This window comes from Streptomyces sp. NPDC002790 (assembly GCF_040295505.1).
Lineage (GTDB): Bacteria > Actinomycetota > Actinomycetes > Streptomycetales > Streptomycetaceae > Streptomyces.
In genome coordinates this window covers 1-25,221 of the sequence record NZ_JBEOVM010000053.1, presented here as the reverse complement: position 1 = coordinate 25,221, position 25,221 = coordinate 1, and the positions used below count along the sequence as shown (strand labels likewise).

26 protein-coding genes are annotated in these 25,221 nt (G+C 72.3%); 15 read left to right on the top strand and 11 right to left on the bottom strand.

The annotated features are described in order from the left end of the window. Positions 1–15 precede the first annotated feature (15 nt). Positions 16–1,194, bottom strand: a complete 1,179-nt coding sequence (locus ABT004_RS22465; RefSeq protein ID WP_351339682.1) for an ROK family transcriptional regulator — start codon at positions 1,192–1,194, stop codon at positions 16–18. A 221-nt stretch (positions 1,195–1,415) separates the two neighbouring features. After that, positions 1,416–1,952, bottom strand: coding sequence for an HNH endonuclease (locus ABT004_RS22460; RefSeq protein ID WP_351339679.1), 537 nt, complete (start codon positions 1,950–1,952; stop codon positions 1,416–1,418). A gap of 284 nt (positions 1,953–2,236) precedes the next feature. Here ABT004_RS22460 and ABT004_RS22455 point away from each other — a divergent pair, with 284 nt between their 5' ends. Continuing rightward, entirely contained in the window at positions 2,237–3,310 is a 1,074-nt protein-coding gene (locus ABT004_RS22455) for a mechanosensitive ion channel family protein (protein ID WP_351339677.1), read from the top strand. A gap of 111 nt (positions 3,311–3,421) precedes the next feature. Here ABT004_RS22455 and ABT004_RS22450 read toward each other — a convergent pair whose 3' ends face one another. Next, on the bottom strand, positions 3,422–3,775 hold the full coding sequence (locus ABT004_RS22450; protein ID WP_351339674.1) for a hypothetical protein: 354 nt from the start codon (positions 3,773–3,775) through the stop codon (positions 3,422–3,424). Between the two features lie 59 nt (positions 3,776–3,834). Then, positions 3,835–4,302 (bottom strand): ATP-binding protein, encoded by a 468-nt coding sequence (locus ABT004_RS22445; protein ID WP_351339671.1) that lies wholly within the window; start codon positions 4,300–4,302, stop codon positions 3,835–3,837. 260 nt (positions 4,303–4,562) lie between these two features. On the opposite strand from ABT004_RS22445, the gene ABT004_RS22440 reads away from it, so the two are divergent. Together ABT004_RS22440 and ABT004_RS22435 are read left to right on the top strand one after the other, a co-directional pair. Beyond that, complete coding sequence (locus ABT004_RS22440) at positions 4,563–5,396, top strand: helix-turn-helix domain-containing protein (protein ID WP_351339668.1); 834 nt, start codon at positions 4,563–4,565, stop codon at positions 5,394–5,396. A 3-nt stretch (positions 5,397–5,399) separates the two neighbouring features. Next, positions 5,400–5,573 carry a DUF397 domain-containing protein gene (locus ABT004_RS22435; protein WP_351339666.1) on the top strand — a complete coding sequence of 58 codons (174 nt, stop codon included), beginning with the start codon at positions 5,400–5,402 and terminating at the stop codon, positions 5,571–5,573. Positions 5,574–5,576: 3 nt separating this feature from the next. Here ABT004_RS22435 and ABT004_RS22430 read toward each other — a convergent pair whose 3' ends face one another. The 6 genes from ABT004_RS22430 to ABT004_RS22405 all read right to left on the bottom strand — a co-directional run bounded on the left by ABT004_RS22430 (position 5,577) and on the right by ABT004_RS22405 (position 12,819). After that, the gene (locus ABT004_RS22430) at positions 5,577–6,170 is read right to left on the bottom strand and encodes a hypothetical protein (protein ID WP_351339663.1); all 594 of its coding nucleotides are present in this window, start codon (positions 6,168–6,170) and stop codon (positions 5,577–5,579) included. Further along, complete coding sequence (locus tag ABT004_RS22425; RefSeq protein WP_351339661.1) at positions 6,167–7,540, bottom strand: hypothetical protein; 1,374 nt, start codon at positions 7,538–7,540, stop codon at positions 6,167–6,169. Before ABT004_RS22425 ends, ABT004_RS22430 begins: the two co-directional genes overlap by 4 nt. Then, a complete protein-coding gene (locus ABT004_RS22420) occupies positions 7,537–8,313 on the bottom strand; it encodes an ABC transporter ATP-binding protein (protein ID WP_451192224.1) in 777 nt (258 codons plus the stop codon). The genes ABT004_RS22425 and ABT004_RS22420 overlap by 4 nt, the downstream gene beginning before the upstream one ends. Continuing rightward, positions 8,310–9,221 (bottom strand): zf-HC2 domain-containing protein, encoded by a 912-nt coding sequence (locus ABT004_RS22415; RefSeq protein ID WP_351339659.1) that lies wholly within the window; start codon positions 9,219–9,221, stop codon positions 8,310–8,312. The genes ABT004_RS22420 and ABT004_RS22415 overlap by 4 nt, the downstream gene beginning before the upstream one ends. Then, positions 9,218–9,775, bottom strand: coding sequence for an RNA polymerase sigma factor (locus ABT004_RS22410; RefSeq protein WP_351339656.1), 558 nt, complete (start codon positions 9,773–9,775; stop codon positions 9,218–9,220). The genes ABT004_RS22415 and ABT004_RS22410 overlap by 4 nt, the downstream gene beginning before the upstream one ends. An 83-nt stretch (positions 9,776–9,858) precedes the next feature. Next, positions 9,859–12,819, bottom strand: a complete 2,961-nt coding sequence (locus ABT004_RS22405) for a glycoside hydrolase family 84 protein (RefSeq protein ID WP_351339655.1) — start codon at positions 12,817–12,819, stop codon at positions 9,859–9,861. A gap of 257 nt (positions 12,820–13,076) precedes the next feature. Between ABT004_RS22405 and ABT004_RS22400 the strand changes: the two genes are divergently transcribed. The 10 genes from ABT004_RS22400 to ABT004_RS22355 all read left to right on the top strand — a co-directional run bounded on the left by ABT004_RS22400 (position 13,077) and on the right by ABT004_RS22355 (position 22,403). Then, positions 13,077–13,319: a hypothetical protein gene (locus ABT004_RS22400; RefSeq protein ID WP_351339652.1), complete on the top strand. Its 243-nt coding sequence runs from the start codon at positions 13,077–13,079 to the stop codon at positions 13,317–13,319. Positions 13,320–13,323: 4 nt separating this feature from the next. Then, positions 13,324–15,366 (top strand): 4-alpha-glucanotransferase, encoded by a 2,043-nt coding sequence (malQ, locus tag ABT004_RS22395; protein WP_351339649.1) that lies wholly within the window; start codon positions 13,324–13,326, stop codon positions 15,364–15,366. Between the two features lie 20 nt (positions 15,367–15,386). Next, on the top strand, positions 15,387–15,626 hold the full coding sequence (locus ABT004_RS22390) for a hypothetical protein (RefSeq protein WP_351339646.1): 240 nt from the start codon (positions 15,387–15,389) through the stop codon (positions 15,624–15,626). Between the two features lie 72 nt (positions 15,627–15,698). Continuing rightward, on the top strand, positions 15,699–17,216 hold the full coding sequence (locus ABT004_RS22385; RefSeq protein WP_451192246.1) for an FAD-dependent monooxygenase: 1,518 nt from the start codon (positions 15,699–15,701) through the stop codon (positions 17,214–17,216). A gap of 44 nt (positions 17,217–17,260) precedes the next feature. Further along, complete coding sequence (locus tag ABT004_RS22380; RefSeq protein ID WP_351339640.1) at positions 17,261–17,689, top strand: hypothetical protein; 429 nt, start codon at positions 17,261–17,263, stop codon at positions 17,687–17,689. Between the two features lie 48 nt (positions 17,690–17,737). Then, a complete protein-coding gene (locus tag ABT004_RS22375) occupies positions 17,738–18,523 on the top strand; it encodes a sensor histidine kinase (protein ID WP_351339637.1) in 786 nt (261 codons plus the stop codon). After that, entirely contained in the window at positions 18,487–19,131 is a 645-nt protein-coding gene (locus ABT004_RS22370) for a response regulator (RefSeq protein ID WP_351339635.1), read from the top strand. The genes ABT004_RS22375 and ABT004_RS22370 overlap by 37 nt, the downstream gene beginning before the upstream one ends. 122 nt (positions 19,132–19,253) lie before the next feature. Next, positions 19,254–20,228, top strand: a complete 975-nt coding sequence (locus ABT004_RS22365) for a DMT family transporter (protein WP_351339633.1) — start codon at positions 19,254–19,256, stop codon at positions 20,226–20,228. 48 nt (positions 20,229–20,276) lie between these two features. Further along, entirely contained in the window at positions 20,277–21,278 is a 1,002-nt protein-coding gene (locus tag ABT004_RS22360; RefSeq protein ID WP_351339630.1) for an alpha/beta fold hydrolase, read from the top strand. Between the two features lie 162 nt (positions 21,279–21,440). Next, positions 21,441–22,403: an arsenic resistance protein gene (locus tag ABT004_RS22355; RefSeq protein ID WP_351339723.1), complete on the top strand. Its 963-nt coding sequence runs from the start codon at positions 21,441–21,443 to the stop codon at positions 22,401–22,403. A 6-nt stretch (positions 22,404–22,409) separates the two neighbouring features. Here ABT004_RS22355 and ABT004_RS22350 read toward each other — a convergent pair whose 3' ends face one another. After that, the gene (locus ABT004_RS22350) at positions 22,410–22,883 is read right to left on the bottom strand and encodes a GNAT family N-acetyltransferase (protein WP_351339628.1); all 474 of its coding nucleotides are present in this window, start codon (positions 22,881–22,883) and stop codon (positions 22,410–22,412) included. Positions 22,884–22,927: 44 nt separating this feature from the next. Between ABT004_RS22350 and ABT004_RS22345 the strand changes: the two genes are divergently transcribed. Then, positions 22,928–23,842 carry a LysR family transcriptional regulator gene (locus ABT004_RS22345; protein ID WP_351339625.1) on the top strand — a complete coding sequence of 305 codons (915 nt, stop codon included), beginning with the start codon at positions 22,928–22,930 and terminating at the stop codon, positions 23,840–23,842. 103 nt (positions 23,843–23,945) lie between these two features. Then, positions 23,946–25,079, top strand: a complete 1,134-nt coding sequence (gene alc / locus ABT004_RS22340; protein WP_351339623.1) for an allantoicase — start codon at positions 23,946–23,948, stop codon at positions 25,077–25,079. The last annotated feature ends 142 nt before the right edge of the window (positions 25,080–25,221 follow it).

The following is a 25,221-nucleotide window of genomic DNA, read 5'->3' as shown; positions in this document are numbered from 1 at the left end:
GGCTGGGAGAGGGTGTTACGCGGAGGTGCTGGTGTCGAAGACGGTGTCGCGGGCCTGGGTGAGGGCGGTGCGCAGGGCGCCGGTGAGGATGGGGTCGCCTGCCAGGTCGCTGGTGCGCAACTGGGGGCGGGGCAGGGCGAGTCCGGTGAGCTGTTCCTCGACCCGCTCGCGCAGGGCGTCGCCGCCGGCCCGGGCGACCTGACCGGACAGTACGACGAGCTCGGGGTCGACGACGGCGACGACGGCGGCGATGCCCGTGGCGATCCGCCGGGCGACCTCGTCGAGGACGCCCTGCGTGCCGAGTGCTTCACCCAAGTCCTTGACGCCACCGGCGAGTTCGCGGATCGCGGCGGCGGCGACGAGGCTCTGCAGCCCGCCGCCCCCGTCCGCGCGGGCCACGGCGTCGGACCCGCCGCGCGCCAGGGGAGCCCCCGGCAGCGGCATGTAGCCGATCTCGCCCGCGCCGCCGGTCGCCCCGCGCAACAGCGTCCCGCCGAGCACGATCGCGGCGCCCACGCCCTCGTCGACGTAGGCGAGCACGAAGTCGTCGTGGTCCTGCGCGGCGCCTTCGTACTGCTCGGCGACCGCGGCGAGGTTGACGTCGTTCTCGATGGAGACGGGGGTGCCGAGCACCTTGGCGAGGTCGTCGCGCAGGGTGCGGGAGTGCCAGCCCGGCAGGTGCGGGGCGTAGCGGAGCTGTCCGGTGTGCGGGTCGATGGCGCCGGGGGTGCCGATGACGGTGGCGGTCAGGTCGCCGTGCCCGAGCCCTGCCTGGGCGAGCGCCCCGTCGGTGGCCTCGGCGACGAGTTGGGCGGTGCGGTGCCGCACGTCCTCGCTGACGGCGTCGGCCTCGATGCGGCGGCGGCCGCGTTCGGCGCCGGTGATGTCGGCGACGACGGCGGTGATGCCGGTCGGGTCGGCGGAGAGGGCGGCGACGTGGCCCGCGCCCGGCTCGATCTCGTACAGGACGGCGTTCGGTCCCGGGCGGCCGGTCTGGCTGCCGGTGGTCCGCACGAGTCCGGCGGTTTCGAGGCGGCCGAGCAGTTGGGAGGTCGTCGGCTTGGAGAGGCCGGTCAGCTCGCCGATCCGGGTGCGGGTGAGCGGGCCGTGGGCGACGAGGAGGTCGAGCGCTGCGCGGTCGTTCATGGCGCGCAGGACGCTGGGGGTGCCGGGGGCGCCAGGGGTTGCGGCCATCGCGGGGGCCCACCTCCTCGTACTGAGTACTGTTAGGAAACTTTCCTATCTGGGTGCGAGGAACGTAAGGGGCTGGTGCGGGTGCGGTCAATAGGTGAGGCGGAGGCCGCGTTGTGCGACCTCCGCCCATGAAGCGCCCTGAAGTACTTGTGAAGCACCTCTGAACCGCCCCTGAAGTGCTTCCGGAACGCCTCTGAAACGCAAGAAACCCGGATCGACGATCAGGCTGAAACGCCTTCGATCCGGGCCAGGGCCTCGTCCGCGCCGAATGGTTGCAGGTAGGGCAACCAGCGCGGATCCCTATGCCCGGTCCCGATGATGCGCCAGGCCAGACCGGACGGCGGAGCCGGCGCGTGGCGCAGGCGCCAGCCGATCTCCACCAGGTGGCGGTCGGCCTTGGTGTGATTGCAGCGGCGGCACGACGCCACCACGTTCTCCCAGGCGTGCTGACCCCCGCGGCTGCGCGGGATCACGTGGTCGACGCTGGTTGCGACGCCACCGCAGTACATGCACCGGCCGCCGTCACGGGCGAACAGTGCGCGTCGGGTCAGAGGAACGGGCCCCCGGTAGGGAACCCGGATGAAACGCTTGAGCCGGACCACGCTGGGGGCGGCGACGGTGCGTGTTGCGCTGTGCATAAAGGCGCCGGACTCCTCGAGGCATGTGGCCTTGTTCTCGAGGACGAGTACGAGCGCGCGGCGGAGCGGTACGACGCCGAGCGGCTCGTACGACGCGTTGAGGACCAGGACATGCGGCACGGATGCCTCCTTGTACGCCGGCGGCGCGTGGCTCGCGCCGGGACGATCTCCCAGCCAGTCTCCCCTCACCGCTGGTCATGGCGCCACCATGTCCACGTAACGGGCTGGGAGTGTTTTCGACCACACGTCCCTCATTCCCCCAGCGGGCGGACGTGAGCACTGTCTCTCCCTCGAACATGACGACGATCCACACACAATGCCCCGTTAGTGTGGTGGGTCTGCCCGCTCCTGTCCCCGAGCATCGCCGCGAGGCGGGCAGATGGCTACGCCTGGAGGTACCTGCCGTGATCTTGTCCGTCCTGTCGGCCACGGGGGCGAGCGATGCCTCGTCCGACCCCGCGAAACCCACCCTCAAGGACGCCCAGGAGCAGGCCGGACAGGCCGCCGGCTGGGTCGAGCAGAACTGGTCCACGTGGCTGAGCGTGGGCCTGCGGGTCCTGCTGATCATCGTCATCGCCTTCGTGCTGCGCGCCGTGATACGCCGCAGCATCACCAAGTTCGTCGAGCGGATGAACCGCAGGAGCGAGGCCGGTGCCACGTCCGCACTCGGTGGACTTCTTGTGAACACCGAGCGGCGCCGCCAGCGTTCAGAGGCGATCGGCAGCGTGCTGCGCTCGGTCGCCTCGTTCCTGATCCTGGGCACCGCCGCCCTCATGGTGCTCGGCGCCTTCAAGATCAACCTCGCGCCGCTGCTCGCTTCCGCGGGTGTGGCCGGTGTGGCGATCGGTTTCGGCGCGCGCAACCTGGTCACCGACTTCCTCTCCGGTGTCTTCATGATCCTTGAGGACCAGTACGGCGTCGGGGACACGATCGACGCGGGTGTCGCCTCCGGCGAGGTCATCGAGGTCGGCCTGCGCGTGACGAAGCTGCGGGGCGCCGAGGGCGAGATCTGGTACGTGCGCAACGGCGAGGTCAAGCGGATCGGCAACCTCTCGCAGGGCTGGTCGACCGCGGCCGTCGACGTCACCGTGCGCGCCGACGAGGACCTCGACAAGGTCAGGGCGACGCTGACCGAGGTCGCCGAGACCATGGGCAAGGCCGAGCCGTGGAACGAGATGCTGTGGGGCCCGGTCGAGGTGCTCGGCCTGGACAGCGTGCTGCTCGACTCCATGGTGGTCGGCGTCTCCGCCAAGACCATGCCCGGCAAGTCCCTCACCATTTCGCGCGAGCTGCGCTGGCGCATCAAGCGGGCCTTCGACGAGGCGGGCATCCGCATCGTCGGCGGCGCCCCGCCCCAGCCCGACGACTCCCCGGCCGACCCGTCGGCAGCGGTATCGGCCCCATCGGCCTACGCCTCCGCCACGTCTCCGCAGTCGCTGGCGGCGTCGCCGATCCAGCCGACGAACCTGGCGAAGTAGGCGGGGGCCTGTGTGGGCGGGGGCGGGGGCCGGGTCTCCTGCACCCCCGTTGCGTTCGCCGCGGATGTCGGTGAGGCGGTCGACCGTCAATCGGCCGCGTGCCTCGAGGTGTCAGCCACCGGCCACCTGTCGATGCGCGGCTCGCACGATGTCGCCGGCCTCTTGGACGGCCTGCTCCCGCGCCTCGGGGGCCGGGCTGTCCACCGCCCGCTCCGCGGCGTGCAGACTGCGCGCGGTCTCCGGATACCGCTCGATCTCGACGATCACGCCCCACCGCCGATAGAACATCCGGATCGGTACGACGCTGTCCTCGTCGCCTGCCCGTACGAACGCCTTCTGCAGGTCCTGGAAGAACTCGGGCAGTCGGGACGGCACAACGGTGGCCACGGCCTGCCGCAATGCCGGCAGCGTCAGCTCGGGAGCGGGAATGAGGGGTCTCTCCTCGTGCGCGTACGGCGTGGTCATCGGCCGCCCCTTCCGCTCGCCGAGCATCTCTGTGACACGGGCCCACGCTAGCGCTCCCGTCACGCCCTCTCGTCGACGAGCGAAGACGCTTCGGACGAGGCGCCTGTGGCGCAGGTGTCCCATTCCGCGTAGACGGTCTTCCCAACGCTCCTGGGTTCCCAGCCCCAGCGGTTCGCCAGCGCCGACACCAGAAGCAGCCCGCGCCCGAACTGGTCCTCGCAATCGGCCGGTCGCGGGCATGGCAGTCGTTCGCCGCGTGGGTCGCTCACTTCTACGCGGAGCACGGTGTCGGTGGTGTGGAGGTGTACGCGGATCAGGCGGGCGCGGAGGCTGCCGTGGAGGAGGGCGTTCGTGAGCAGCTCCGACACGACGAGGGCCGTGTCCCCGGCCAGGCTCCGGTGCCCCCACTCGGCCACGAGGCGGGCGGTGCGGCGGCGGGCGAGCGGGACGCTGCGGGCCACGGGCGTGTAGTCGAGGGTGTCGGTGTGGCGGACGGCGCCTTTGGGTTCGGACTCGGGTTCGGCCATGACGCGCACCTCCTTGTGCGGTCGGGGAGTTGACGGTGGCTGTGCCGCGACTGCGGGTGGGCAGGGCGGTGCACTTCCGCCAACTGGCTGCGCCGGGTGGCTTGATGGATACGGACAGTAGCGGCCCTTATTCTCGGCACGCAAGAAGCTTGGGGAATTTAATCCCCAGCGAGTGACGGTCGTCGACGGGAGGTGGCCCGAAGGGCACCATGGACTCCGTGAAGCGACCAGCTCAACTCGGTAATCGAGCCTCAACTGTCTTGGGGCGGCGACTCGGTGGGGAACTCCTGCGCCTTCGTGACGCCTCGGGCAAGACGCAGCAGCAGGCAGCCGTGACGATCAACGCGACCCAATCGAAGATCGTGAAGATGGAGCGGGGCTGGGTCCCAATGCGTGACCCGGACATCCACATGTTGTGCGAGTTCTACGGCGCGGCCGATCGCAAGACGGTCGCCAAGCTGTCCGAGTTGGCCGGACTGGACCGGGAACGCCGCAAGGCGCAGGGCTGGTGGCGCCACGTGGCAGCGGGCGAATTCGCCGAGTACATCGCCATGGAGGACGCGGCGACGCGGGTACGGAACTGGCAGCTCTCCCTTGTCCCCGGGCTGCTTCAAATCCCCGCGTACACCAGGTCCTTGGCTGTGAATACGGGCCCCTGGGAAACTCCCGACTTCGTCGAGCACGCGGTCGATGTGAAGCGGCAGCGGCAGAAGCGCCTGTACGGCGAGCGTCCGCTGACCTGGTTCGGCGTGGTCTGGGAGGCCGCCCTTCGCCAGCAGGTGGGCGGACCCTCGACCATGCGGGCCCAGTTGGACCACCTCCTGGATGTCGGGGAGCTGCCCAACGTCACCATTCAGGTGCTGCCGTTCCGGGCCGGCGCCCACCCCTGCGTCACAGGGGCGTTCAGCGTTCTTTCCTTCGCTGAGGCGGGGTCGTTGGACGTGGTCCAGTCGGACACCGTCACTGGTATGGGGTGGGTCGAGGACATCGAGACCGGCGCCAGGTACGGCGACCACTTCGACCGCACCGCCCGGATGAGCCTGTCCGCGCGCGAATCCCTCGAGCTCATCAACTCGCTACGCAAGGAGGCGTGACCTGTGACCGAATTCCGGTTCCGCAAGTCCACTTACAGCAATGCCCAGGCCGATTGCGTCGAGGTCGCCCGCAACGTCCCCCGGACCGTGGCGGTCCGCGACTCGAAGGACGCCGACGGCTCCATAGTCCTTATCGCCCCGACCAGTTGGGCCCGCTTCATCGATGCGCTGAGGTGACCTTCATCGCTCCCTGCGTGCGCCCACAGCCACGTACAGCATCGTGCCCACCGTGAACGCGGCCAGCGCCACCGCCCACGCGCCCCGCTGCGGGCCCGGTTGCATCGACCAGGTCCACGCCGTGGCGGTTCGCATGCCGGGTGCCGAGTACGACAGGTAGACCGAGCCGAAGTAGAGCATGGGCGGCAGCCAGCTGAGCCGGGCGCCCAACAGCACCGCGGCGATCGCCGTGATACCCGTGGCACCCAGGACGTTGCGGACCATCGCCGCCGCGCCGAACTCCTGTACGTGGCCGGGCACGGCCAGGGCGAGGGTCGTCGCGGCGACGGCGGTGAGGGCGAGCAGGTGGGCGAGGCGCGTCGGCCACCAGGGGCGGGCAGCGGTGCGGTCCAGCTCCTGTGCGTACTGGTGCAGGCTCACGCCGATCGAGGCCGAGGCGAGCAAGGGCGCCAGCGCGAGGAGCGGGATGCGCCTCTGCGGGTCGACGTAGGTATCGGGGCGGGTCGCTGCCCATAGGGTGAAGAGGGTGGCCGCGGCGAAGGCCGTGAGGGCGGTTGGCAGCCCCCGCGAACGGGCGTAGAGGGCCAGTGCGGTCACAGGGCCGGTACCTCGCTCGCTGTACGCGCACAGCGGTCGGCGGGCTCGAAGTAGCTGGTCAGCCAGGCGTGGCGCTCGGCTGTGGTCATCGACCGCAGGTGGTCGTAGGTCCGCTGTTCGGCCTTGAGGCGTCGCAGTTCGGCACGGTCGCGCTCCGCGCGTGCGTCTTTCAGTGATTTCTTGCGCATCGACTCCTGGCCGTCCGTAGGAGCGAGCCACCGCACCACGGCGTCGTCCACGGTCCTGACGCGCCCCGTCGTCGCGTTCGCGCAGTCGGACCCCTCCACCAACGTGACCGCCGCCTCCCACGCGTAGTGATCCGGGTCGGCGATCCTCCCGCGCACCACGGTCCAGCCGAACGGAGTGAGCATGGGCAGCGCTGTCTCGTCGGCGTGTGGTCTGCGGTGCAGGTCCTCGAAGCGCACGGGGAGGTTCCGTACGTCCTTCAGGCGGCCGGTGAGGTTAGACAGCGCCCGGGTCACCTCCGGCAGTAGCGCGGAACGGGTGGCGTTGACGCAGATCTGCGGCGTGGTCGTCCTCGTGCAGACCTGGTGCCCGGCGCGCGGGTCGCGCTGCGCCATGGTGTCGCTCGTCCCGGACAGTACGAGCGCGGTGGACAGGGCAACGGCGAGTGGGACCAGCGTCGTCCAGCGGCGGCGCGCCGCGTGGGCCGCCGTGACGGCCAGCGCGAGGCCGAGGAACCAGCCGGCCGTGAGCAACGGGTGCCACCAGGCGAGCACTTCGTGGTCGGGGGAGTAGCCCGGGGCCGGGCCCAGAAGACGGACCGGCCCCGCCGCGGTGATGAACGCGCCGAACGTGCCGTAACCCGCCAGCGCGAGCACGGGGGCCGTGAGCCGCCACGGCACACGGGCACCTGCCACGTGGCCGATCAGTGTGCAGGACATCAGTACGGCGGCGGTGCCGAGGAACGCGGTCGGCACGAGGCCGCCCGGCGAGGCGTAGGGCGCGCAGGCCAGCAGGGCCGCCGCGACCGTGACGGCATAGGCGGCCACGATCCACAGGGCCGTGGGCAGAGCCGAGGTCAGGAACTGGGCGAGGGCGGGCCGGGCCGCGCAGGCTCGCAGTTCGTCGGTGCGCCGCCGCCGTTCCCGCCCGCCCTGCCAGCAGCCCGCGGCGAGGGAGAGCGGACCGCCGAGCAGGACGCCGACCAGGCTCAGCGCACGCGTGGTCTCCGCCCAACTCCCCTGCCACTCCGCCGCCTTGGCGGCCAGCGCCCAGGCGAGTGCGAGGACCAGTGCGAGGCCGGACCAGGGGACGACGCCGCGCAGCGACTCCGCACGGAACGGATGTGGTGTGCGGTGAGGGCGCATCGGGGTGTCAGCGGCCGGACGGTCGAGGAGCATGGTCATGCCCGGCCTCCGCGCGTCGCGGCGGCGCGGTGCGCGCGCAGCGCCGTGGTGTAGCCGCGTTCGATGGCGTTCCCGTCGCCGTCGCGACCGAGTGCGGCGAGCGACTGCGGTGTGCCACGGTAGGCGACCCGTCCGCGCTCGATGAGCGTCACGTCCGTGCAGGCGGCGGCGACGTCCTCCACCAGGTGTGTCGACACCACGACGGTGGACTCCTCACCCAACTCTCTTAGCAGCGAACGGAATTCGACGCGCTGTTCGGGGTCGAGACCGGCCGTCGGCTCGTCGAGGAGGAGCAACCGGGGCGCGTTGACGATGGCCTGTGCGATACCGACGCGGCGCACCATGCCCCCGGACAGCGTCTTGACCTTCGCGTCGACGCGGTCCGCGAGGCCCACGCGGCGCACGGCGCGTTCGACCGCCGCCGGGACGGTGTCCCTGGGCATCTCCTTCAGCCACGCCACGTAGGCCACGAACTCGCGCACGGTGAAGTTCGGGTAGTAGCCGAAGTCCTGTGGAAGATAGCCGAGTTGACGGCGGGCAACCCGTCGGGCGTGGGACGCTCTCAGGTCCGACCCGAGCAGTTCCACCCGGCCGGCGCTCGGCCGGGCCACCGTCGCCAGGACGCGGATCAGGGAGGTCTTGCCTGCGCCGTTGGGTCCGAGCAGGCCGTGCACGCCGGTGCCGAAATCCAGGTCGACGGAGTCGAGAGCGGTGGTCCTGCGGTGCCGGACGGTCAGCCCTGTCACCCGCGCCGCGCCAGTCGTCTCGGTCACGGCGTCTCCATGAGGTCGTACGAGGCTCTGCGTACGGTGATGAGGGCGGCGCACAGGACGAGTGCGGCGGCCCAACCCGACTGGGCGGCGGGGCCGTTGAAGTAGAGCGCGAGGGATTCGGACAGCTGTGACGAAAGCTGCTGGGGTCCTGCTCCGGCCGCGGGTACGGCCACCGCCACCAGCCAGCCGCCGCCGATCACCGCGGTGGCGGCACGTACGCCGACGTATCCGCCGAGGGCGAGCGTGGCCAGGGTCAGCGCGAGGCCCGGCAGCAGCCAGGCGGCGGGGCCGGGGCCTACGCCTGTTGGGCTCGGCAGCAGCAGACCCGTCACCGCCAGCACGGGAAAGGCCACGGCCAGTACGGTGCCGGTCCGTGCGAGCAGCAGTGGCAGCCCGCCGCGGGGTGTCGACGCGGCGATCTCGTGGAGCGGGTCGGTGTGCCGGCCGTACGAGGCGGCGACGCCTGCCACCGGGACGATGGGTGCGCAGGTGAGAAGCAGTGGCAGCGCTCCCGTGAAGTGCGCCCCGTGCGCGAGCGCGAGGGCGCCTGCCGCGACGGCGAAGAGCGCGACGAGCCACGCTCCGCGTACGGCGCGCCCGACCGCCCACCAGGCCCCCCGTCCCCACGTCACGGGGCTCCGCCCCGGGCCCCGCGCCTCAATCGCCGGCGGGGTTTGAAAGGCCTGCTCAAACGCCGCAGGGGCTTGGAAGCGCACCGCGCCCAGCACCAGTTCCCGCACCGCCGCGACCGCCACGCCCCCGGCGCCGACCGTCACCGCCCCGGACACCCGTGCGGCGCACACTTCGCACGCCTCCACGTGGCGTTCCACGGACCAGCAGTCCGGCTCGAGCAGGGAGCCCGCGGCGTACCGCTGGGCCGCCTGCTCGCTCACATGCCATGCGGTCATGACGTACCCCCCAGCGGCTCCAACGCGGCCAACGCGGCCCGCAGTTCACGGCGGGCCCGTAGTGCCCGCGTCTTGACCGTGCCTTCTGGTATGCCGAGCACCCGCGCCGCCTCCCGCGTGGTCAGTCCGTCGACGACGGTGGCACGCAGCACCGCCCGCAGTTCGGGCGAGATGCGGTCGAGGGCCGTGCCCACGTCCCCGTACTGGAGCCCGGCGAGCACGTCGTCCTCGGCGGATGGCGCCACCCCGACAACCGGCGGTTCGACCCGCGCGGCCCGTGCCTGCGCCCGCCCCGCGTCGACCAGGCGGCGTGCCGCGATCGTCCACAGCCAGCCGCCGACCTCCCCGCCCCGGTGCGCGGCGGCCGAGCGCCACACCGCCAGGAACGTGTCCTGCAGCACCTCGCCCACCGCCTCCGGATCCCCGCACCGCCGGCTCAGCCGCGCGTGCAGCCACCCGGCGTGCCGGTCGTACAGCGCGGCGAGCGCGTCGGTGTCCCCCTGGGCGACGGCGCGCAGAAGCGTCGCGTCTCCCGTGTCTCGATCGGCCCCCATGGGGCGGAACAGTCTCACGAACCGTCTATCGGCGACCGGCCCTCATACGGTTCACGCGGGGCCGACGCGGAACATCGCCGACCTCAGTCCGCCACCCCATACGCCCCCACCGACCACAACGAAACCCCGTACCGCGTCGCCCTCTCGTCCCCCACCACCCGCACGAACCGCACCCCCTTCGCGTCCATCCGCACCGACTCGCGCCCGCCCTGCCCGTCCCGGACGGTCGCCGCCGTGCGCCAGGTGTGGCCGTCGGGGGAGGTCTGGACGCGGTAGTGCTTGGCGTAGGCGTCCTGCCAGTGGAGGGTGACCAGGCCGAGGCGAACCCGGTCGGGGAACTCCACCTGCCACCATTCGCCGTCCTTCGCGGGGGACGACCAACGGGTCGACGGCTTGCCGTCGTTGGCGTCGGCCGCCGGGAAGTCCGGGGTCTCGTCCGCCGATGAGGAGGCCTTGCCGGAGCGGGCCAGGTCGGGGCCCGACGTGCGGGGGTAGGCGCGGACCGAGAGGGTGCGGGTGCGGGTTTCGGCGCCGAAGTGCAAAGCGATTTCGTACGTGCCCGCCGGGGTGGTCGACGGGACCGTCACCTTCACCGGTACGTCGACGCTCGTGCCGCGCGGGAGTTCGGACTGGTGCGGGAGGTCGACCTTGATGCCGTGCGGGGCCTTCGCCGTCAGGCGGCCGCGTACGGCGCCCGGGCGCTGCGCCGTCAGGTGGGCCGTCAACCGCTGCGGCGCGCCGCCGATCTCGGCGTCCGCCTCGGTGCGGGCCAGGGTCACGGAGGCCGCGGGGGAGTCCGCGTACCAGGGGACCACGTGGGACACCGCGTCGGCGGAGGCGCCCGTGACACGTACCGCGTCCGCGCGGGTGCCGTGCGCCTTCAGTTCCGTGAAGCCGCCGGCCGCGAGCGCGCCGATCCGCTTCCAGCCCGTGCCGGGGACGTACGCCTCGACCGTGCCCGAGGTGCCGGGCTCTGTGAGGACCGTGACCGTGGACAGGGCGCGGGGGCGCGGGAGTTCGGCCTTCGCGCCCTTCGACGCATCGGAGTGGCCCGTGCCCGACCAGGAGGCGAACTCCTTTTCGGCGTGCGTCAGGAACGGGGCGAGGACTCCCTTGCCGACCGTGACGTGCGACGTGTCCAAGTCCTTGCGGAGGGCGGACAGTCGGCGTGCCGCCTTCCACGCCGCCGTCTTGTCGTCGCGGCTCGCCGCCTCCAGCATGTCGACCGCGGCCTCGCCCGCCTGTCCGTAGCGGCCCAACTTGTCGGCCCAGGGACGGACTTCGGAGCCCAGGTCCGTGCCATCGAGAGTCGAAGGCGTGCGGCGCATCTGGGTGAACGCGTCGCGCAGGGCCGCCGCCGTCTTCTTGGTGCCGGCCGCGTCCGTCGTCGTACGCGCCTTCCCGAACGCCGAGATCAGCGGTTTCAGGTACGCCGACTCGTCCGCGCCGAGCACCGACGACGCGTCGTTGCCCGCGAGGGCGTTCAGCGCCTGCCGTGTCTCCCGGGAGCCGTCCGCCAGGTCGTCGATCGCCGCCCGCCAGGACTCCTGTGCCCGGTAGTCGCGCGGGTTCCAGGCGTAGTCCGCGGTCGTGAACAGCGGGATGCGGGAGGCCGCGGGCTGCTCCATCGCCGTGGCGAGCACCGCCGCCGAACCGGAGGCCACTGCGGGCTCCCGGCCCCGGTACGGGCCGAGGAAGATCCGGTCCTGCGCGTAGTCGTTGACCGGGTAGTTGTCCATCGTGAGCAGCTTGTGCCCGCCGCCGAACGCGCCCTGTACGCCCGCCAGTTCACGGCCGGTGATCGTGCGCGGCACCACGCCGACGCCCGTCCACGCGACCTCCACCGCGTCGTCCAGGTCGCGGGCGAGCGCCGTCCGGTACTCCGTCGTGCCGTCCTGGTAGTACTCGGTCGGCATCAGGGACAGCGGCCCGGCGCCCGGGTGACGGGCCGCCAGGTGCTTCGCCACCGTGTTCGCGACCTTCGCCTGCGCCTTCGCCGCGGAACCCGGCCCGGAGCCGAACTCCCGCGCGTCCGACTCGCAGTGCCACTCGCTGTACGACACGTTCTGGAACTGGAGCTGGAACTCCCGCACCCCGAGCGCCCACATCGCGTCGAGCTTGCGGGTGAGTGTCCTGATGTCGTCCGGCGACGACATGCACATCGCCTGGCCCGGAGCCACCGCCCAGCCGAGCGTCACGTGATTGGCGCGGGCCCGCTCGGCGAGCGCGCGGAAACCGGCACGCTGGGCGGCCGGGTACGTCTCGCGCCAGCGGGCCTGGCGGTACAGGTCGTCGCCGGGCGCGTACAGGTAGCGGTTCTGCTTGGTGCGGCCCATGAAGTCGAGCTGCGCCAGGCGCTGCTCCGTCGTCCACGGCGTGCCGTAGAAACCCTCGGTCAGTCCGCGGACCGCCGTGCCCGGCCAGTCCCGTACGACGACCCCCGCGACGGTCCGCCCGTCGATCAGTTGCCGGAATGTCTGCGCCGCGTGGAACAGGCCGTCCTCGCCGACGCCCTCGACGGCGACGGTCGGCGTCCCCGCCACGCGGCCCACGGCGAGCCGGTAGCCGCCGGACGGCAGATCGCCGCGGGCGCTCGCGCCGAGTCCGCGCAGGGTCGCGTCGAGCGGACCCGCCTCGGGGGAGTGGTGGCGGGCGGCGGTCCTGGCCCCCGGGGCCCCGGTGCCGAGCCGCACCACGAGCCGCGCGCCGCCGGGCACGTCGGCCTCGGTGTGGACCTGCCGGACGTCCCGCGCCCCCGCGTCCGCGAGCGTCTTGCGCACCGCGTCCACGGCGTACGGGTCGGAGCCCGGCGGCGCCAGGAGCGTCACCTCGTCCGGGACCGTGACCCCGTCCGTGTGGTCCGACGCCTTGAGGGACTGCGGTCGCGGCCACACCGCGGGCAGCTTCACGTCCGGCTTCATGTCGCCCGTGGACGTCCCTGGCTTGGGCGGGGTGGCCACGGCCCCTGTGGCCCCGCCCAGCGTCCCGGCGATGACGGCGACCGCGACGGCGGCCGCCCTCTTCCTGCGCCGCAGCTGCTGCACGGCGTACTCCTCATGGTTCGAACCCGACTCAAGAGGGACAAGAATAGAAGGGAGGCAGCCGTCGACGGGCGGAATCGCCCCTACCGACGAGTTGCCTGGTGGGACGGGAGTTTTTTCGGTTGTCCCGGCCTTGGACCCAAGTTCCTTTCGTCGTACACAATGTGACCAGCAACACGTTCTTTCGTGGAAAAGGTCTGCGCCCGTGCATCCTGGGTAGGGCTTCCGATTCCCGACGCCTTACGACGAAGGAGGCCCCCGTGGCCGCATCAGCTCAGCTCCTGCTCTCGGCCCTCTCCAAACAGGCGGACCTCAGCATGCTCGACGACGCCGACGTCACCAGCACCTGCTCCTTCGAATCGCCGCTCACCAGCGAGCCCGCCTTCGCGGACTACACCCCACTGACTTCCGAGCCGCCCATGAACGACGAGGCGCCGCTCACCTCCGAGCCCACCCCGAACGGCCTCGCCGCGGGCTGCCCGAGCGGCCTCGCCGCCGGCTGAGTACATGACGAAGGCCCGGCTCGCCGCGCTGCACGGAGTGGCCACCTCCTACTCCCCGGCGCCGGGCCGCACCGTCCACGCCTCGGACGTGGCGGTGACGGCGGCCCTCGCGGCGCTCGGCGTGGATGTCACCGCGGACCCGGCCGAGCCGCCCGAGCGGCTGCTGCCGCCGACGGTCGTCGTGTGGGACGACGGAAGCGTGCCGCGCTGGATCGCGGGCCTGCCCGCAGGGGCCGAGCTGCGGCTGCGGCCCGAGGGCGGGGACCGCTTCGACCCCTGGGACCCAGGCACCGCCACACCGCTCGGAACGCACCGGCTGCGCGTCGCCGCGCCCGACGGGCGCGCGGCCGAGGCCCACCTGATCGCCGCCCCCGCGCAGGCCCCCACCCCGCCGCGGCGCACCCACGGCCTGCTGGTCCAGCTGTACTCGCTGCTGTCCACCCGCTCCTGGGGCATGGGCGACCTCGCGGACCTCGCCGACCTGGCGTCCTGGTCGGCCCGCACCCACGGCACCGGATTCCTCCAGGTCAACCCGTTGCACGCGGCGGTGCCCGCAGGTCCGGAGGGCGGCACGGACCCGTCTCCGTACCGCCCCTCCTCCCGGCGCTTCCCCGACCCCGTCCACCTGCGGATCGAGGACATCCCCGAGTACGCCTACGTCCCTCAGCACGCCAGGGAGGCCGCCCGGCTGCGTGAGGCGGTGCTCGCCAAGGGCGAGTTGATCGACCGGGACGCGGTGTGGGCGCTGAAGCGGACGGCGCTCGAAGCGGTCCACCAGGTGCCGCTCACCCCCGGCCGCCGCGCCTCCTACTGCGACTTCCTCGCCGAACAGGGCACGGCCCTGGAGGACCACGCCACGTACTGCGCGCTCGCCGAGGTGCACGGCCCCGACCGGCACACCTGGCCGGCCGCCCTCCAGGACCCGCGCTCGGCGGCCACCGAGCGCGCCCGCCGGGAGCTGATGGACCGCGTCGACTTCCACTCCCGCCTCGCCTGGCTCACCGAAGGGCAGCTCGCCGCCGCCCAGCGCGCGGCGCGCGAGGCGGGCATGGAGATCGGGCTCGTGCACGACCTCGCCGTTGGCGTGCACCCCGGCGGCGCCGACGCGTGGGCGCAGCGCGACGTCTTCGCGCAGGGCATCAGCGTGGGCGCGCCCCCGGACGCGTTCAACGCGCGCGGCCAGGACTGGGGCCTGCCACCGTGGCGCCCCGACCGCCTCGCGGAGACCGGCTACGCCGCCTTCCGCGATCTGCTCCGCAATCTGATGCGGCACGCCGGCGCCATCCGCATCGACCACGTGATGGGTCTGTTCCGGCTCTGGTGGATCCCGCAGGGCGAACCCCCGACCGAGGGCACCTACGTCCACTACGACGCCGAGGCCATGCTCGCCGTGCTGCTCCTGGAGGCGTCGCGTTCGGGCACGTACGTCATTGGGGAGGACCTCGGCACCGTCGAGCCGGGCGTGCGCGGGACGCTGCACGCGCGCGGGGTGCTCGGCACGTCCGTGCTGTGGTTCGAACGCGACTGGGAGGGCGACGGGCGGCCCGTCCCCGCCGAGGCGTGGCGCGCGGACTGCGTCGCCACCGCCACCACCCACGACCTGCCGTCCACCGCCGCACGCCTCAGCGGCGACGACGTACGGCTGCGCGAGCGGCTCGGCCTGTCGACGGCGAGCGGGGCGGAGACGGCGGCCGAGGTGGCGGAGTGGCTCGCCCTGTTCGCCCGGACGGGGCTGCTCGCCTCCGGGACGCACGGCGAGGAGGAGGCGGTGCGGGCGGTCCACCGGTTCCTGCTGAGTACACCGGCCCGGATGATCGGGGTGTGGCTGCCCGACCTGGTGGGCGACCGGCGCCCGCAGAACCTGCCCGGTACCTGGGCCGAGTACCCGAACTGGCGGCTGCCCGTCGCCGACGCCACGGGCCGGCCCGTCACCCTGGAGGAACTCGCCGCGTCACCCCGCGCGCACGCCCTGCTCGGCGTGTTCGCAACGGCACGCGCGGGAGCCGAACCGCCCCTTACAGGCCCCCCGGACGCGCGCCCCGTTTAGGCGTTCGCTACGTTTGGCTCGTGGACAAAAAGAACGCTCTGCGCGCCGGCGCCCTGGCCTCCGGTACGACGCTGATGATGCTGCTCATGACGTCCCCCGCGCTCGCGCTCACGCGCGACGACGGCGACGACCCGGGTAAGGGCCTGAGCGTGATCGAGACGCTCGGCCTCTACGTGGCCGCGCCGATCGTCCTGTTCCTGGTGATCGCCGGACTGGTCACGCTCGGCGACAAGTCCCGCAAGCAGCAGAAGCAGAGCTGAGGCTCCGCCTCCCAACGACTTCCCGTCGAGGGCACCCGTCGCGTTCGGTCGCGGCGGGTGCCCTCGACGCGTCTGTGCGGGCAGGATGAGCGGGTCGATCCGGGCGTGACCGCTTCTGGAGGCCTCATGGACAGCACTGGCTCATCGCACGACACCCGCTCAGTGATCGTGGTCGGCGCGGGCCCGACCGGACTGCTGCTCGCGGGTGACCTCGCCGCCGCGGGCGTTCCCGTCACCCTCGTCGAGCGGCGCCCCCACCGGACCAGCAACCTCTCCCGCGCCTTCGCCGTGCACGCCCGCACGCTGGAACAACTCGACGCGCGTGGCCTCGCCGACGAGCTGGAGGCCAAGGGCCAACAGCTGCAACGGCTGCGCCTGTTCGGCAGCCTCTTCCTCGAACTGGCCGAGCTGCCCACGCGCTTCAACCACCTCCTCGTCGTCCCGCAGTACGAGGTCGAGAAGCTCCTGGAGCGGCGGGCCGTCGACGCCGGGGTCACCTTCGCGTACGAGACCGAGGTGACGGGCCTGGCGCAGGACGCGGACGGTGTCACGCTCCACGTACGCGCGCAGGGGGAGCCGGAGGACCTGCGTGCGGCGTACGTCGTCGGCACCGACGGAATGCGCAGCTCCGTGCGGACGGCGGTGGGTCTGCCGTTCCCCGGGAAGTCCGTCATCCGCTCGGTCGTCCTCGCCGACGTACGGCTCGGCGAGCAGCCCGACAACGTCCTCACCGTGAACACGGTCGGCGACGCCTTCGCCTTCATCGCCCCGTTCGGTGACGGCTACTACCGGGTGATCGCCTGGAACCGCGCGCACAACGTGTCCGACGACGCTCCCCTCGACCTCGAAGAGATCAAGGAGACCGCCCGGCTCGCCCTCGGCGACGACTACGGCATGCACGACGCCCGCTGGATGTCCCGCTTCCACAGCGACGAACGCCAGGCGCCGAAGTACCGCGTCGGCCGGGTGCTGCTGGCCGGTGACGCCGCCCACGTGCACACGCCTGCGGGCGGCCAGGGCATGAACACGGGGATCCAGGACGCGGCGAACCTCGGCTGGAAACTGGCGGCCGTGGTGAGCGGCCGGGCCTCCGCGGAGCTCCTCGACACCTACGAGGCGGAACGCCACCCCGTCGGCAAGGCGGTGCTGCGCAGCAGCGGCGGCCTGGTCCGCCTGGCGATGGCCAAGCGCCCCTGGACACTCGCGGCCCGCTCGGTCCTCACCCAGGCCGTGACCAGGGCCCGCCCGGCCCGCGCCCGCGTGGTCGGGCAGCTCACCGGCATCGGCTTCCGCTACCCGGCTCCCAGGGGCGCCCACCCGCTCGTCGGCAGGCGTGTCCCCGACGTCGCGCTGCAGGGCGGGACCAGGCTCTACGAGGCCCTGCGCGCGGGCGAGTTCGTGCTGATCCTGCCCCAGGGCTCGCCGGACAAGCTGGACGGCCTCCGGGTCGCCCATTGGGCGAGCGAGCGGCGCACCGCGCTCCTGGTGCGGCCCGACGGATACGCGGCGTGGGCCCGGGACGAGGGGGCGGAAGGGGGAGTTAAGTCCACCGACGTCCCCGAGGTGTTCGCCGGATACTCATTGCGGTAACGGCAAGCAGCCGAAGGCGCGGTCGAGTTGGGGGAGCTGGGGACATGAAGCGGGTCGAGGCGGTCAGGCGGTGCCACCGGCTGTGGTGGCTGTCCATGGTGGCGATGCACTGGTCGACGATGCTGCACATCGCGATATGGACACCGGTCCCGGGCCTGCTGCCCTGGGCCGCCGCGGGCATGCGCCGCGTCGTGGACCGCGAGCGGGCCCTCGCGGCCGCGTGGTCGGGCATAGCCGTCGAGTCGGCGCCCGCGCCGGTGCTCGGGAAGGAAAGGGAGCGCATCGGTCCGTTCGCCCGCTACCGCTGGGTGTTCGGGGACGCCCAGCGGTTCCGCGAGTGGCGCTGGACGACGATGTACTCCTTCGTGGGCGGCCTCATCGCCTGCGTTCCCGGGGCGCTCATTCTCTACGGCCTGTGGGGCCTCTTCCTCGCCGTCTTCGGCTCGTACCTGTCCCAGGAAGCGGGCTGGTAGGGCCTCTGGTACCTGTTCCTCCACGTCGAGGACGTCCCGACGGGCCTGATGGCGGGCCTGCTCGGCCTCGTCGTCGGCAAGACCGGACTGTGGCTCGCCCCCTGCACGGTCGACCGCCACGCCCGCTTCGTCCGCGCCACGCTCTCCCCGACCGAGCAGGAGCTGATGGCCGCCCGCATAGCCCATCTGTCCGCGACCCGCACCGACGCCGTGGACACCTCGGCCGCCGAACTGCGCCGCATCGAGCGGGACCTGCACGACGGAGCGCAGGCCCGGCTCGTCGCGATGGGCATGACCCTGGACGCCGCGGAGCACCGCCTGGGCGACGACCCGGAGGCCGTCAGGGCGCTCCTCGTCGAGGCCCGCGCCTCCTCGTCCGCGGCGCTCCAGGAGCTGCGCGACCTGGTCCGCGGCATCCACCCGCCGGTCCTCGCCGACCGCGGACTCGCGGACGCCGTAAGGTCGTTGGCGCTGCTCAGCCCGCTGGCGGCGGAGGTCACGGTCGAGCTCCCGGCCCGCCTGGAAGCGCCGGTCGAATCGGCGGTCTACTTCGCGATCGCCGAGACGGTCACCAACGCGGCCAAGCACGCGGAGGCCGAGCGGCTGTGGATCGACATCGCCTACGACGCGGGGACCGGGGCCCTGCGCGTCGGCGTCATCGACGACGGCCGCGGCGGTGCGGACCCGGCCCTGGGCAGCGGCCTCGCCGGAATCGAGCGGCGACTCGCCACCTTCGACGGCGTCCTCGCCGTCAACAGCCCGGCCGGTGGGCCGACCCAGATCTCCATGGAGGTGCCGTGCGCGTTGTCGTCGCCGAAGACCACTTCCTGCTGAGGGACGGTCTCGTGCGGCTCCTGGCGGCGTACGGCCACGAGGTCGTCGCCGCCGTGGACAACGGCCTCGAGCTGCGCAAGGCGCTCGTCGCCGAGCGGCCGGACGTCGCGATCGTCGACGTGCGGCTGCCGCCGGACTTCAGCGACGAGGGCCTGCGCGCGGCACTGGCCGCCCGCGAACAGATCCCGGGACTACCGGTGTTGCTGCTCTCCCAGTACGTGGAGCCGCTGTACGCGCGGGAGTTGCTGGCGGACGGCGCGGGAGCGGTTGGCTATGTACTGAAGGACCGGGTCACGAACGGTGCCGAGTTCCTGCGCACCATCCACCAGGTGGCGGGCGGCGGCACGGTGATGGACCCCGAGGTGGTGTCGAAGCTGCTGGCCCGCAAGGTCCGCGACCAGCGGATCGGCTCCCTGACCGGCCGCGAGCGCGAGGTGCTCGCGCTGCTCGCGCAGGGCAGGTCGAACGCGGGGGTGGCCGAGGCACTGGTCGTCACGGAGAAGGCCGTCACCAAGCACATCGGCAACATCTTCACGAAGCTCGGCCTGTATCCGGGGGAGAGCGACAACCGGCGGGTGCTGGCGGTGCTCGCGTATCTGGAGGGATAGCACATGGTCAGTATGTTCACTTGTGCTTAAAGTAATCGACGCAAAGTTTCGATGGACGTGATGGGTGGGGCGCTGCGACGGTAACGGGGTAACAGACCCCGATCGCGAGAGGTCCGACCCTGATGGCAGTCCTGGACCGTACCCGTAGACCGGTGGAGCCGAGCGCGGCGGCGGGCCGCGCGGCCGGCGGGCTCGGTGTCGGGCTCGCGCTCGCCGTGCTCGCCACGGTCGTCTGGTCCGGCAGCTTCGTCACCGCGCGCGGGCTGCACGACAGCGTGCCGCCGATCCAGCACGCGTTCTGGCGCTGGGTGGTGGCGATCGTGGCGGTGGCGCCGTTCGGGGCGCGGGCCGCGTGGCGTGAACGGGCCTTGCTGCGGCGGCACTTGGGGTTCGTGGCGCTGGCTTCGCTGCTCGGCATCGCGGTCTACAACACGCTCGTCAACCAGGCGGGGCTGACGACCTCCGCCGGCAACATGGGCATGATCATGGCCGCGTCGCCGGTGCTCATGGCGGTGTACGAGCGGCTCGGCGGGGCGCGGCTCGGGCCGCGTCGGGTGGCCGGAACTCTGGTCGCCTGTGCGGGAGTTGTGCTTTTGGTGAGCAAGGGCTCCCTGACGCCCGACTTCGCGCCCGGCGACCTGTGGGTGGTCGTGGCGGCCGTGTGCTTCGGCTCGTACAGCGCGCTGCTGCGCCGCAAGCCGCGCGAACTCGGCGGTGTGGCCTTCCTGTTCGCGACGTTCGTGCTCGGCGCGCTGATGCTGCTGCCCGTGTACGCGGCGAGCGTGGCGGTGCAGGGCGGCTTCGAGGTGCGGGCGGGAACGGCGCTGCCGCTGCTGTACGTGGGCGTGGTGTCATCGGCGGTCGCCTTCTTCGCGTGGAACAAGGCGATCGCGCTGGTGGGCGCGGCGCGGGCGGGCGTCGTGTACTACCTGCAGCCGGTGTGCGTGGCGGTGCTGTCGTACGTCGTCCTCGGGGAGTCGATGGGGTGGGCGCAGGTGGGGTGCATGGCGCTGATCCTGGGCGGGGTGGTGCTGGCGTCGGTCGGGGCGCCGCGGTTTGCCGAAGCGGCAACAAAGCGGAGGTCCCGGCGGGTGTAGCGGCAGGATCGAAGGGTGACACGGAATTCCCAGGAGCCGGAGGAAGCGATGCCCCACCTGCCCGTTCTGCCCGACCTGCCCGAACCGATCCACCGCCTCGTGCCGTCGCCGGCCGGCCGCATCCACCTCGTGGAGCAGGGGACGGGCCCGCTCGTCCTGCTCCTGCACGGGTTCCCCGAGTCCTGGTACTCGTGGCGCCGCCAGCTCCCGGCGATCGCCGCCGCCGGATACCGGACGGTCGCCATCGACGTACGCGGGTACGGGCGGTCCTCGCGGCCCGACGACATCGCCGCGTACCGGATGCTGGAGCTCGTCGAGGACAACGTCGCGGTGGTGCGGGCCCTCGGCGAGGAATCGGCGGTCGTGATCGGGCACGACTGGGGCGCGAACATCGCGGCCACGTCGGCGCTGGTCCATCCGGAGGTCTTCCGGGCGGTCGGCCTGCTGAGCGTGCCGTACGCGCCGCGGGGCGGGCCGCGGCCCAGTGAGGTGTTCGCCGGGATGGGCGGCGGGGCGGAGGAGTTCTACGTTTCGTACTTCCAGGAGCCGGGGCGGGCGGAGGCGGAGATCGAACCGGATGTGCGGGGGTGGCTGGGCGGGATCTACGCGGCGCTCTCCGGCGACACGATGCCGGGGGCGGGCGCGGCCGACCCGCACTTCATCGCGCGGGGCGGTGGGCGTATGCGGGACCGGTTCCCGGGGGAGCGGCCGGGGTGGCTGGGTGAGGCCGAACTCGACGTGTATGCGGGGGAGTTCGAGCGTACGGGGGTGCGGGGGGCGCTGAATCGGTACCGGAACATGGATCGGGACTGGGAGGATCTGGCGGCGTACGACGGGGCGGCGATCGGGCAGCCGTCGTTGTTCATCGGGGGTGGGGCGGATGCGTCCACGGTCTGGCTCGCGGAGGCGATTGCGGCGTATCCGGAGACGTTGCCGGGGCTTGTGGGTTCCCATGTTCTGGACGGGGCGGGGCACTGGCTCCAGCAGGAGCGTCCCGCGGAGGTCAACGAGCTGTTGGTGGAGTGGCTGCGCGCGCTGCCCCGGGGTTGACGCCTCGGGGCTCCGCCCCGGACCCCGCGGGCTCTCGTCACAAGTACGGGGCTCCATTGGAGCCCCTGCGGCGATTGAGCAGGCCCGTCCGGCAGGACTTTCGGGAAGGGGCGGGGTGGGGGTTCGTGCAGGTCGGAGGGGTACCGTCGGGGCGTGAGTGCGATGCGTGGGGCCCAGGTGGGCGAGGCCATGGAGCGGCGGCAAGTAGGCGTCTATCTCGGCGCCTTGGCGGCCGGCGCCGTGGTCGGCCTCGCCGCCCCGGGTGCAGGCCCCGGTCTCGAACACGTCATCAACCCCGTCCTCGCCGCCCTCCTCTACGTCACCTTCCTCCAGGTCCCCGCCAGGGAACTGCTCCGGTCACTGCGCTCCGGCCGCTTCCTGGGCGCCGCACTCAGCGTCAACTTCCTCGTCGTCCCACTCGTCGTCGCCGCCATGTTCACGTTCCTGCCCGACGACCACGCGGTGCGCCTCGGTGTGCTGCTCGTGCTGCTCTGCCCGTGCGTCGACTACGTGATCGTCTTCAGCGGACTCGCGGGCGCCGCGAGCCAACGGCTGCTCGCGGCCACACCCCTGTTGCTGCTCGCGCAGATGGTGCTGCTGCCCGGCTACCTCTACCTGTTCATGGGGTCGGGCCTGAGCGACGTCGTGGAGGCCGGGCCCTTCGTCCGGGCCTTCCTCACGCTGATCGTCGTGCCGCTCGCCCTCGCCTGGCTCACGCAGGCCTGGGCCGCCCGCCGCCCCGCCGGGCAGCGCGCCTCCGACGCCATCGGCACGGCGATGGTGCCGCTCATGGCCGCCACCCTGCTGACCGTCGTCGCCTCCCAGATCCCCAAGCTGGACGACAACGTCGGGGACGTGCTGCGCGTCGTGCCGTTCTACGTGCTGTTCCTGCTGGTGATGGCGTTCGCGGGGCGCGCCGTGGCCCGCCTGTTCCGGCTCGACGTGCCCTCCGGCCGGGCGGTCGTGTTCACCGGCGCCACCCGCAACTCCCTCGTCGTCCTGCCCCTCGCCCTGTCCCTGCCGGACCCGCTGGCCGTCGCCGCGGTGGTCGTCGTCACGCAGACGCTGGTCGAGGTCGTCGGCATGGTGGTCTACGTGAGGGCGGTCCCGCGGCTGCTCGCCTGAGCGCCGTCACAGCCGCAACTCCATCAAAGGAAGCGTGCGCCCCGGGATCGAGCCCGACGGGATCACGCCCGTGTGCCGCCCGCCCATCGCCTCGTAGAACGGCACCGCGTTCGGGTCCGCCGCCCAGCTCACCGCTCTGAACCCGGCCTCGCGCGCCGTGTCCTGCATGTGGTCGAAGAGCAGCCGGCCCACCCCGAGCCCGATCGCGTCGGGGTCCACGAACATCAGGCCCAGCTCACCCACCGGCGGCGCCCCTTCGAGCGTGACCAGGCCGAGGAGCCGGCCGGAGCCGCCATCGGTGGCCTCGGCGACCGTCGTGCGGCGGCGCACGACCTCGGAAGGGTGCAGCGTCAGCTCCTCCACACACGCCGCCATGAACGCGTCGTCGTAACCCCAGTGGGCCTTGGAGCGCAGCGCGAGGGCCGACAGCCGGCCCGCCTCGTCGGGGCGGGCCGGGCGGAGGTGTGCCGTGGGTGCCATGAGGTCAGCGTAGGACCGCCGCGCGAGCGGATACGTTGTGGCGTATGAGCAGCGAGAAGCGAGTGCCGGGGACCGACCGGTGGGACGTGAAGAAGCTGGTGATCCTGCGCACCCTGCGGGAGTGCGGCACCGTCACCGCCACCGCGCAGACGCTGCTCATGACGCCGTCCGCCGTCTCGCAGCAGCTCACCAACCTCGCCAAGCAGCTCGGCGTGCCGCTCCTGGAGGCGCAGGGGCGGCGGGTGCGCCTTACCGACGCCGCGCAGCTCGTCCTGCGGCACGCGGAGGTCGTCTTCGCCCAACTGGAGCGCGCCGACGCCGAGTTGGCGCAGTGGGCGCACGGCGAGACGGGGACGGTGCGGGTCGCCGCGTTCTCCACCGCCGTGCCCGCGCTCGTGGTGCCCGCCGTGCGGCAGCTGCGCTCCGCGCACCCCGGCATCACCGTCCGGGTGCGGGAGGCGGAGGCCGGGCTGGCGTACGAACTGCTCGCCACCGGCGACGTGGACCTCGCCCTGTCGCTCGCCGCGCACGCGCCGACGCCCCGCGACCCCAAGTTCACACGGGTGCCGCTGCTCGCCGACCCGCTGGACGTCGCGCTTCCGGTGGGGCATCCGCTGGCCGGCGAGCCGGGCCTGCGGCTCGCCGACCTCGCCGGTGAGCCGTGGATCTTCGGCGGGTCCGGGCCCTGGTCGGAGATCACGACGGCCGCGTGCGAGGCCGCCGGTTTCGTGCCGGAGCAGGCGCACAGCGCGGCGGGGTGGACCGCGATCCTCGCCATGGTGGAGGCCGGGATGGGGGTCGCCCTTGTACCGCGGATGGCGGCGGCGCGCCGGGACGGCGTCGTGATGTGCCCGCTCGGCGCGGACCGTCCCGTACGGCATGTGGTGGCGGCCGTACGGAAGGGCTCGGAGGAGGGGACGGCGGTGCGGCGCGTCCTGGAGGCGCTGACCGTTCAGTGAGCCGCTCCCCGGTCTCCCGACAAGTGGACCTTTCAGTAAAACTGAAATGCCACCTCGAAAACTTTCGATGGACCTTTGGCTTGTCGCGCGCGAGAGTGGGTCCATGACCCAGACGACACCCGCCCAGGACGCCCAGGACCAGGACCCGCACGCCAACGACGCCGCCCCCTACGGAGGCGGCGACCCGTACGCGGACTACCGCACCTTCGGTGACGCCGACACGTTCACCGATCTCGTGGACCTCGCCGACCGGCGGCTCGGCGGCGGTGTCATCGCCGCGAACGACGAGTTCTTCGCGATGCGCGAGAACCTGCTGCTGCGCCACCGTGCGGTGTTCGACCCGGAGCACTTCGGGCACAAGGGCAAGGTCATGGACGGCTGGGAGACCCGCAGGCGCAGGGGGACTGCGGACTCCCCGTTCCCGGCGCCCGAGGAGCACGACTGGGCGCTCGTGCGGCTCGGCGCGCCCGGCGTCATACGCGGCGTGATCGTCGACACCGCCCACTTCCGCGGCAACTACCCGCAGAAGGTGAGCATCCAGGCCGCGAACGTGCCCGGCTCGCCCGGCCCCGCCGAGCTGCTCGCCGACGACGTGAAGTGGGAGGAGATCGTCCCGAAGAGCCAGGTCAAGGGCCACGCGGCGAACGCTTTCACCATCACGAGCGAGAGCCGCTACACGCACGTCCGCGTCTGCCAGCACCCCGACGGCGGCATCGCCCGCCTGCGCGTGCACGGCGAGGTCGTCCCCGACCCCGAGTGGCTCGACCTGCTCGGCACGTTCGACCTGGCGTCGGTGCTCAACGGCGGTTCCTACGAGGACGCGTCCGACAAGTTCTACTCGTCGCCGACGCAGATCATCCTGCCGGGCACGTCGCAGAAGATGGACGACGGCTGGGAGAACCGCCGTCGCCGCGTCCGCGGCACCAACGACTGGGTCCGCTTCCGCCTCGCGGCGCAGGGCACGATCCGCGCCGTGGAGATCGACACGGCGTATCTGAAGGGCAACTCGGCCGGCTGGATCGCGCTGAGCGGCCGGGACGGCGAGACCGGCGAGTGGTTCGAGATCATCCCCCGCACCCAGCTCCAGCCCGACACCCTGCACCGTTTCCCGCTTCCGGAGGAGGTCGTGGCCACCCACGTACGCCTCGACGCGTTCCCCGACGGCGGCGTGGCCCGGATGCGCGTGCACGGTTCACTGACGGACCAGGGCCGCACGACCCTCCGCGACCGCTTTTAGGGTCGCGGGGAACTGCGCAAACCCCCCACCCAACTGAGAGCCGCGACGCGATCTCTCCACGCAACGAACCGCGCGCAGCGCACATGAACGGGGAGGGGTTGCCGGGCCCCGGGGACCGCACCCCACCCCCCAACGCAGCGCG